Below are 9,007 nucleotides of genomic sequence, written 5' to 3' on the forward strand. Positions count from 1 at the left end.
TTTGTCTCTTTTTATGGTAATTATTGTTATAAAAATTGCTCATCTACAGTTATTAGAAAAAACGGATGTGAAATCAAGGTGGAACGCTTCGTTAGGCATTTTGGAAATCGATGATGAGCGAGTAGAGAATGGAAGAATATTCACATTTTTTAAAGATCAAGATTATGCGGACGTGAAAGAGAATCGTGCTCTTCATCTAAGTTCATATTCAATCGAGCAAACATCCACAGGAGCAAAGAAGCTTTGTATTAAAGCAAGAAATATCACAGGACATCTTATTCCTTATGGTAAAGCAGATATTCATCCTGTTTTCTTAAGTGGTCACGTGTTTTCAATGGACTCCTATACGCGCCCAATGCAAAAACCGTTGAAATCAATAAAGGAAAACGAAATCATCACATATACTCAAACATTTGATATAAAGAAAATAGATTATATTATTTCTGTGGCGCGCGAACTGAATTAGGGTATAGCTTTTACCTTGCTTAAAAAATAAGTGAATTGGAATGGTTGACAATTGAGTGAAATATGCTAATATTAGTGACAAAGTCAATAACGCAAATGCATTCCACTAGGGGGGCCTTTAGATGGGCTGAGATCAAAGTGTGCCTTTGAGACCCTTAGAACCTGATCTGGATTATACCAGCGTAGGGAAGTGGAGACGGTGCGAAGTGTGTCTTTATGTCAATTTCCATCGTTCATTAACCACTTTCTTTGCGCAAAGAAAGTGGTTTTTATTTTTTATAAGGGGGAGAGGACATGTTGTTTTCAGAGCAATTGCGCCAAGCTGTCGATCCGATTTGGGAGGCGAGCTTTCATCATCCGTTCGTAAAGGAGCTAGGGGAAGGGACGCTCGATTTACGTTGTTTCCGGTATTATGTATTACAAGATTCATATTATTTGACACACTTTGCGAAAGTGCAAGCGCTTGGCGGGGCGATGGCCGACGATTTACAAACGACGGCAAGCATGGCCAACCATGCGCAAAACACATATGGAGCTGAACTCCGTTTGCATGAGACGTTTATGAAAGAGCTTCATATTACCGAGGAAGAAAAGGCATCGTTTGTTCCGTCACCAACCGCTTATGCTTACACGTCGCACATGTATCGGGCAGCATTTGCGGGGCACTTTGGCGATGTATTGGCAGCCATTTTGCCGTGCTATTGGTTGTATTACGAAATCGGGGAGAGATTAAAGCATTGCAAACCGAAGCAGCCGATTTATGCGAAATGGATTGAAGCGTACGGCTCGGACTGGTTTAGACAGCTTGTTGAGCAACAAATTGTGCGGTTAAACGACATCGCGAAAACAGCGAGCGAGAAAGAGCGCGAGCGAATGAAGCAACACTTTTGGATCAGCAGCCAATACGAGTATTTATTTTGGGAGATGGCGTACAAATTAGAATATTGGCCAATTGGAAAGGAGAATGTTTATGCAAACGAAAGGGCTTAAATTAACAGATGTATTAACGACCGTTGTCATCGCAATTGTATTTGGCATTGTGTATAAAGTGTGGGGGCCGCTTTATTATGCGGTAAAGCCGCTTGGGCTTCATATCGATCAACTCATTTATGGCATGTGGTTTATCGCCGCTACAGTCGCCTATTTACTCATTCGTAAGCCGGGGGTGGCGTTGCTTGCCGAGGTTGCTGCTGCGTCAGGGGAGTTTTTAGTTGGTTCTGAATGGGGATTAGAAGTGTTATTTTACGGTTTCGTACAAGGATTGCTCGCTGAGCTTGTGTTTGCTGCTTTCCGTTATAAACGTTTTGATGTCGCAGTTGTATCGCTTGCAGCAATTGGTTCGACGATCGCTTCGCTCGTGCTTGATTTTTACAAAGGTTACATCGATCAATTAGCGTGGTGGAATTTAACGTTATTCATCGGCGCACGCTTTGTTGGAGCGATTTTGATTTCTGGATTGTTTGCTTATTCCCTTGTGAAAGCACTTGAAAAAACAGGTGTGACGCAATTGTTGCGCCCGACGTCAAAAGAAGATTACGATTCGTTAGATCAATAGAAGGTGACATCATTGACAAAAGCTGTTCATATTGAGCAACTTCGATTAAAGTTTCCTGGGGCAAAAAAGCGATTATTTACAGATTTATCGCTTTCCATTGAAAAAGGGGAAAAAGTGTTGCTTTTAGGTCCGTCAGGGTGTGGAAAATCGACGCTACTCCAAGTGATGGCAGGGATCATTCCACGCTCTGTCGATGTACCGATGAAAGCGAAAGAGCTTCATGTTCCAAAGTATGCAGGTTATGTGTTTCAAGACCCGGATTCTCAGTTTTGCATGCCATACGTCGACGAAGAAATAGCGTTTGTGCTTGAAAATCTCGGTGTACCTCGCGCCCACATGGATGAAAAAATCGCTCACGTTCTTCAACTTGTTCGCCTGCGTCTGTCGGACGTTCACGTACCGATTCAAACGCTATCGGGGGGTATGAAACAGCGGTTGGCGCTTGCGTCGGTTTTGGCGCTTGAGCCTGATGTGCTATTTTTAGATGAACCGACAGCGTTTCTTGATGAAGGAGGAACGAAAGCGGTATGGGAAACGTTAAAAGAAGTGGCGGAAGATCGAACGGTTGTGATCGTCGAGCATAAAATTGATCACATTCTTGATTTTGTTGAGCGCATCGTTTTATTTAGCGAACATGGCGATATTATCGCTGATGGTCCGACGCACGCTGTGTTTTCAACACATCGCTCGTTTATTAACGAACAAGGCATTTGGTACCCCGGTGTATGGGAGGCGTATGAGAAGCCAAAAACCGCGCAACAACCGTATGATGAAGCAGACGTTCTTTTACATGTGCCATCGCTGCGTGGCTTTCGGCAAAAAGAAGAGAAAATCGCAGTCAACCATTTGACGATTTATGCAGGAGAATGGATTGCAGTTACAGGTGAAAACGGAGCGGGAAAAAGTACGCTGCTGCAAAGCTTAATGAAGCTCATTCGAACAGAAGGCGATTTGTATTGGCAAGGCCATCAGATTATAGATGAGGAGTCGTTATACGACAACATGGCTTTCGTGTTTCAAAATCCAGAATTTCAATTTGTCACACATCGCGTCGATGATGAGTTGGCATACGGCTTGCGGCTCGAGAACTGCAAGGAAAACGAGATTGCAGAAAAAGTAGAGCAGTTGCTCGCTCGCTTTCATTTAGCTGATTATAGGCATTTACATCCGTATCAATTGTCGATGGGGCAAAAAAGGCGGCTAAGCGTTGCCGCATCGGTGGCAGAGCGCCATCGCTTATTGTTGCTTGATGAACCGACGTTTGGGCAAGATGCGAAAAATACGTTCGCGCTGCTTGAATGGCTTGAAGCGTATCGCCAACAAGGGAAGGCAATCGTGATGGTAACACACGATGAACGCATCGTGTCGGAATTCGCCACGAGACGATGGGTTATTGAAAACGGACAGCTTGTCGCTGATGAAAAGGTTGTACCGCGGATCGTTGTGCGAGGTGGAATATGATGAGATGGAGTATGGAACATAAAGAAACGTGGCTGCATCAGACGAATCCGACAGCGAAACTGCTCTTCTTTTTGCCGATGTTTGTCGTCATCGTTTTTGTTCATAACCCGAACGTGCTCATAAACTGGGCGGTTGGGTTTACGCTGCTGTTTATATTGTTCAGCGGCTATCGAATGAAACATATCTTTTTATTTTTTCTCCCGTTTCTTTTTATTTTCGTGTCTACATCGTCGTCGATGATTTTGTTTGGGAAGGGAGAAACGACATGGTTTCGCTGGGGGCTCATTCATATTACAGAAGAAAGTTTTTATCGCGGTGTCCATCTCGGGTTTCGCGCCCTTTTATTTGCGATTTTCGGATTGATGTTTGCGCTCACGACGAAGCCGGTGCTTTTATTTTATTCGCTTATGCAACAAGTAAAGTTGAAGCCAAAATACGCATATAGCTTTTTAGCAGCCGTTCGCTTACTGCCGATCATGGTCGAAGAATTTCAAACGGTACATCAGGCGTTGAAAGTGCGACGAGCCGCAAAAGCGAATGGATTTCGCGGCAAGCTCGAACTTGTGAAGCGATATGCTATCCCGCTTTTATCGCAAAGCATTCGACGCGCTCAGCGCATTGCGGTCGCCATGGAGACGAAAGGATTCACAAATGACCGAAAGCGGACGTTTTATTATGAAGTGACGCTTGGCAAATATGATGTTTATTTATTTGTTGTCATATGTATGATTGTTGCTGTTGGGTATTATATGGCGGATGTGTTCCCATACGTTGCGGTGAAGGATGTGCGGTAATATGGGAGAACTTCATCTCATTTCAACTGGAAAGCAGTCAATAGATGCGCTCGTTCACATTTCATCGCTCGTTCACACCTATGCTCATTTCATTCATATTCGTGAAAAGCATCGTCCGGCAAAAGAGATTGGGATCATTGTAGAAAAACTGCTTCAAGCAGGTGTGCCCGCGGAAAAAATCGTCATCAACGATCGTGTGGACGTTGCGGTCGTCTACGGCGTGGGCGGGGTTCAACTGGCACATCATAGCTTATCGCCAAAACGAGTAAAGGAACGTTTTCCTTTTTTGCGTGTCGGCCGTTCCGTTCATACGTTTGAAGAAGCGAAACAAGCGGAAGAGGAAGGGGCAGACTATGTGGTTTTTGGAAATATTTACGAAACGAGCTGTAAAGAGGGGATGAAGCCACGAGGAATTCCAGCGTTGCAGCAGTTGACGTGTCGCGTACACATTCCTGTCATTGCGATCGGCGGCATTCAACCGGCGCACGTTCGCGATGTGTTTATGGCAGGTGCAAAAGGGATCGCGGTGATGTCCACTATATTTTATGGCGATGACCCGTTGGAAATGGTGCGATTATATCGAAAACAAATGGGGGAGAGCACATGGACGTTTTAATTATCGGGGGAGGCATTATTGGTAGTAGCGTCGCTTTTGAGCTAGCAAAACGGGGGGTAGCTGTCACAGTTGTTGAGCGCGGTGAGCTAGCGCAAGAAGCATCATCGGCAGCGGCGGGGATGCTCGGTGCTCATTCGGAGTTTTCAACCGATCATCCTCTTATTCCGCTCGCTCTTGCTAGCCAATCGTTATTTCCGAGCATCATCGCCGAATTGGCTGAATTAACGAACATCACTATCGGCTGGAACGACGTAGGGATGCTAAAAATCGCTACAACAAATGAAGAGTATAAAAAATTAACGGAACATTATGAATTTTGGAGGCGTATACAACCGCAACATGTTCGTTGGTTGACAGCAGAAGAAGTTGCTCAAATGGAGCCGCATGTACAAACTGACCATGGTGCGATGTATACGATTGATCAACAAGTTGATGCGCGGCAGCTTTCATTGGCGTTTGCTCATGCCGCTATAGCTAAAGGAGCGCGATTTTTGCCGTATACAGAAGCATACGATTTTATTTTCGATAATGAGCGCATAGTCGGAGTAAAAACGACGCGCGGGACGATATATGCGAAACAAATCGTCATCGCGTGCGGGGCATGGACACCTGTTTTCGCCGAAAAGCTCCAATTATCGTTACATCTGTATCCCGTTAAAGGAGAGTGTGTTGCTGTCACGACAGAAAAACGTCTATTACGAGCGACTGTATTTGCAAAAAACGGTTGTTACATTGTGCCGAAAGCAAACAATCGCTTAGTGATCGGGGCTAGTGCGCTTGCCCATTCATTTCATAAAACAGTGCAAGCGTGTAGCGTGCATGAATTGTTAGCGCGTGGGATGCACATCGTTCCTGAGCTTGCTTCCGCTACGTTTGAGGGAGCTTGGGCAGGCATTCGGCCTCAAACGAAAGACGGTATGCCATATATCGGAGAGCATCCACAATATGCAAACGTATTCGTTGTGACGGGGCATTATCGAAATGGTATTTTACTAAGCGCCATCACCGGTCGATGCGTCAGTGATATGTTAGAAAGAAAAGAAGTTCCATTTGATATGACTCCATTTTCGCTTACAAGAAAGGGGGGAAAGCATGCGTTGCATCATTAATGGTGAGACGATCGAATTACCTCATCATGTGCGTACCGTTGCTCAACTGTTACGCCATTTTCATATTCATGAAAAGATTGCGATTGTCGAAATCAATATGGACATCGTTCCAAAAGATAATTATGAGCAAAGAGCGATTGCGGACGGCGATCGCATTGAAATTGTTCATTTTGTAGGGGGAGGATAATATGTTACAAATTGGTCCGTACACATTTCAATCTCGTCTGTTGCTCGGCACAGGGAAGTATCCGAACATCGACATTCAAAAAGAAGCTGTGGAGGCGTCGGGGGCAGAAATTTTAACGTTTGCGGTGCGCCGAATGAACATTTTTGAACCGAATCAACCAAATTTTTTAGAAAAAATCGATGTGACGAAATATAAGTTGCTGCCGAACACAGCGGGGGCAAAAACAGCAGAGGAAGCGGTGCGTATCGCTCGATTAGCAAAAGCATCAGGGCTTTGTGATATGGTGAAAGTTGAAGTGATCGGCTGCGATCGAACGTTGCTTCCTGACCCCGTGGAGACGTTAAAAGCGACAGAAATGCTGTTAGAGGAAGGATTTATCGTGTTACCTTACACATCAGATGACGTCGTGTTGGCGAAACGACTGCAACGGCTCGGTTGCCATGCCATTATGCCGGGGGCGTCACCGATCGGATCGGGTCAAGGCATTATTAATCCGTTACATATTCAATTTATTATTGAACAAGCAGCTGTGCCTGTCATTATTGATGCAGGCATTGGCGGGCCAGCGGATGCAGCATTGGCGATGGAGCTTGGCGCTGATGGAGTGTTGTTAAATACAGCTGTTGCTTGTGCGAAAGATCCAGTAAAAATGGCGAAAGCGATGAAACTTGCGGTTGAGGCGGGGCGACTTGGTTATGAAGCTGGAAGAATTCCGAAAAGACGATATGCGACAGCAAGTAGCCCGCTCGAAGGGATGAGCATCGTCTAATGGATCGTTACTCGCGGCAACAACGGTTTGCTCCAATTGGTGCAACAGGTCAGCAACGTATTCGTGAAAAACGTGTGCTCGTCGTTGGGGCAGGCGCGCTTGGAGCAGCAAATGCTGAAACGCTTGTGAGGGCTGGAGTTGGAAAAATAACGATTGTCGATCGCGACTATGTCGAGTGGAGCAATTTACAGCGTCAGCAGCTATATACGGAAGAAGATGCAATCAGACGCCTGCCAAAAGCGATGGCGGCCGCTACGCATTTGCGCGCGATAAATAGCGACGTTGTTATCGAGCCGATCGTGGCGGATGCAGATGCGCGGTTGCTTGAGTATCTTGTGGCACGCGATCGCCCTCATGTCATTATCGATAGCACCGATAATTTCGACGTGCGGATGATCATGAACGATGTTTCGCAAAAGTATGTTGTGCCGTGGATTTATGGGGCGTGTGTAGGTAGTTATGGATTAAGCTACGTCATCATTCCGCGTGAAACGCCGTGTTTGCGCTGTTTGCTTGAAGAGGTGCCGCTTGGTGTTGCGACGTGCGATACAGCTGGAATCATTAGCCCTGTCGTTCATATGGTTGTCGCACATCAAACGGCCGAAGCGTTGAAAATTTTAGTGAATGATGAGCACATCAATCGAAAACTCGTCTCGTTTGATATATGGCGCGGACAATATCGCATGATTGATGTCAAACGTATAAAAAAAGACGGTTGCCCGTCATGCGGCGATAAGCGAACGTACCCAGCGCTTCAATATGAAAACGAAACGAAATTTGCTGTATTGTGCGGACGTGATACTGTACAAATTCGTCCTGCCCAGAGAGATGGGTGGGAATGGACAACGCTCATTTCTTTTTTACAACAACAAGGCATTCAAGTGGAGCAGAATGACTATTTATTTTCGTTTACAATTGATCAGCATCGTTTTGTCGTTTTTTTCGATGGACGCGTATTTATTCATGGTACAAATGACATTCAAGAAGCAAAAAGGTTATATTATCAATATTTGGGGTGAGGGATATGGTATATAAAGCGTTGACGATTGCTGGTTCAGATAGCGGTGGGGGGGCTGGTATTCAAGCCGATTTAAAAACGTTTCATCAGTTTCGTGTGTTTGGCATGTCAGCCATTACGGCAGTAACGGCACAAAATACGCTCGGTGTACAAGCGGTATATCCGCTTCCACTTGAAGTGATTGAAAAGCAAATTGATTGTGTTGCGGTTGATTTGTCGCCTGATGCAGTCAAAACAGGGATGTTATTTAGCGAAGAAGTCATTGAATTAGTTGCCCATAAAATCAAACAATACCATTGGACACGTATCATTGTCGATCCAGTCATGGTTGCAAAAGGTGGGGCCCCGTTGCTGAAGCAAGAAGCGGTTGAAGCGCTCAAGCGTCACATGTTGCCGCTTGCTTATGTGCTAACGCCAAACATCCCAGAAGCGGAAGTATTAACGAATATGCGAATTGAAACGTTAGAGGAGCGAAAAGAGGCAGCAAAAAAGCTTCATCATCTGGGCGTTCGGTACGTGGTCATGAAAGGTGGACACGCCGAAGGAAGCGAACTTGTTGACTTACTGTATGACGGTGAGCAGTTTTACGAATGGAAAAGCGAACGGATCGACACAAAACATACGCACGGCACGGGGTGCACGTTTGCTGCCGCCATCACCGCGCAACTGGCGAAAGGAAAAACGATATATGAAGCGGTCGACGTCGCGAAACGATTTATTCAAGCGGCTGTCGAACAGGCGTTACACATCGGCGGTGGGCACGGTCCGACAAACCATTGGGCGCTTTATGAGTAAAAATGTTCACACCATTGACAAACATATTCGTTCCTACCATTGTTAAAATAGAAATGGGGAATATGTTGCTGGAGGGGACGAATAAGATGGAAGAACTTTCAATTACATTAAACATTACGTACGTGCTACTATTAACTTTTTTTATCGGAACGACGTTAATCGAATCGTGACGAACGACTGCACATCTGTGTGGTCGTTTTCTTTTTCATGTAAATTTGGTATGATGAATATATATTTT

At 45.2% G+C, this 9,007-nt stretch carries 11 protein-coding genes and 1 riboswitch; all 11 genes read left to right on the forward strand.

All coding sequences use genetic code 11. The features are described 5' to 3' along the window. Positions 1 to 466 (forward strand): hypothetical protein (locus V7Z64_RS09645; protein ID WP_334110236.1); only part of this gene is annotated, 466 nt, incomplete at its 5' end. Between the two features lie 97 nt (positions 467 to 563). Beyond that, positions 564 to 671: riboswitch (TPP riboswitch) on the forward strand. An 88-nt stretch (positions 672 to 759) separates the two neighbouring features. Further along, positions 760 to 1,455: a thiaminase II gene (gene tenA, locus V7Z64_RS09650; RefSeq protein WP_297988683.1), complete on the forward strand. Its 696-nt coding sequence runs from the start codon at positions 760 to 762 to the stop codon at positions 1,453 to 1,455. Continuing rightward, a complete protein-coding gene (locus V7Z64_RS09655) occupies positions 1,430 to 2,020 on the forward strand; it encodes an ECF transporter S component (RefSeq protein WP_297988686.1) in 591 nt (196 codons plus the stop codon). The genes tenA and V7Z64_RS09655 overlap by 26 nt, the downstream gene beginning before the upstream one ends. Positions 2,021 to 2,032: 12 nt before the next feature. Continuing rightward, positions 2,033 to 3,481 carry an ABC transporter ATP-binding protein gene (locus tag V7Z64_RS09660; protein WP_297988688.1) on the forward strand — a complete coding sequence of 483 codons (1,449 nt, stop codon included), beginning with the start codon at positions 2,033 to 2,035 and terminating at the stop codon, positions 3,479 to 3,481. After that, complete coding sequence (locus V7Z64_RS09665) at positions 3,481 to 4,275, forward strand: energy-coupling factor transporter transmembrane component T family protein (RefSeq protein ID WP_297988690.1); 795 nt, start codon at positions 3,481 to 3,483, stop codon at positions 4,273 to 4,275. Before V7Z64_RS09660 ends, V7Z64_RS09665 begins: the two co-directional genes overlap by 1 nt. A 1-nt stretch (position 4,276) precedes the next feature. Continuing rightward, complete coding sequence (tenI, locus tag V7Z64_RS09670) at positions 4,277 to 4,891, forward strand: thiazole tautomerase TenI (RefSeq protein WP_334110240.1); 615 nt, start codon at positions 4,277 to 4,279, stop codon at positions 4,889 to 4,891. After that, positions 4,879 to 6,000 carry a glycine oxidase ThiO gene (thiO, locus tag V7Z64_RS09675; RefSeq protein ID WP_297988695.1) on the forward strand — a complete coding sequence of 374 codons (1,122 nt, stop codon included), beginning with the start codon at positions 4,879 to 4,881 and terminating at the stop codon, positions 5,998 to 6,000. Before tenI ends, thiO begins: the two co-directional genes overlap by 13 nt. Further along, positions 5,984 to 6,187 (forward strand): sulfur carrier protein ThiS, encoded by a 204-nt coding sequence (gene thiS, locus V7Z64_RS09680; protein WP_003395664.1) that lies wholly within the window; start codon positions 5,984 to 5,986, stop codon positions 6,185 to 6,187. Before thiO ends, thiS begins: the two co-directional genes overlap by 17 nt. A 1-nt stretch (position 6,188) precedes the next feature. Beyond that, positions 6,189 to 6,956 carry a thiazole synthase gene (locus V7Z64_RS09685; RefSeq protein ID WP_297988701.1) on the forward strand — a complete coding sequence of 256 codons (768 nt, stop codon included), beginning with the start codon at positions 6,189 to 6,191 and terminating at the stop codon, positions 6,954 to 6,956. Next, on the forward strand, positions 6,956 to 7,975 hold the full coding sequence (locus tag V7Z64_RS09690; protein ID WP_297988704.1) for a MoeB/ThiF family adenylyltransferase: 1,020 nt from the start codon (positions 6,956 to 6,958) through the stop codon (positions 7,973 to 7,975). Before V7Z64_RS09685 ends, V7Z64_RS09690 begins: the two co-directional genes overlap by 1 nt. Positions 7,976 to 7,980: 5 nt before the next feature. After that, positions 7,981 to 8,769 (forward strand): bifunctional hydroxymethylpyrimidine kinase/phosphomethylpyrimidine kinase, encoded by a 789-nt coding sequence (thiD, locus tag V7Z64_RS09695; RefSeq protein ID WP_297988707.1) that lies wholly within the window; start codon positions 7,981 to 7,983, stop codon positions 8,767 to 8,769. Positions 8,770 to 9,007: the final 238 nt, after the last annotated feature.

This window comes from Anoxybacillus sp. (genome assembly GCF_036834105.1).
Lineage (GTDB): Bacteria > Bacillota > Bacilli > Bacillales > Anoxybacillaceae > Anoxybacillus.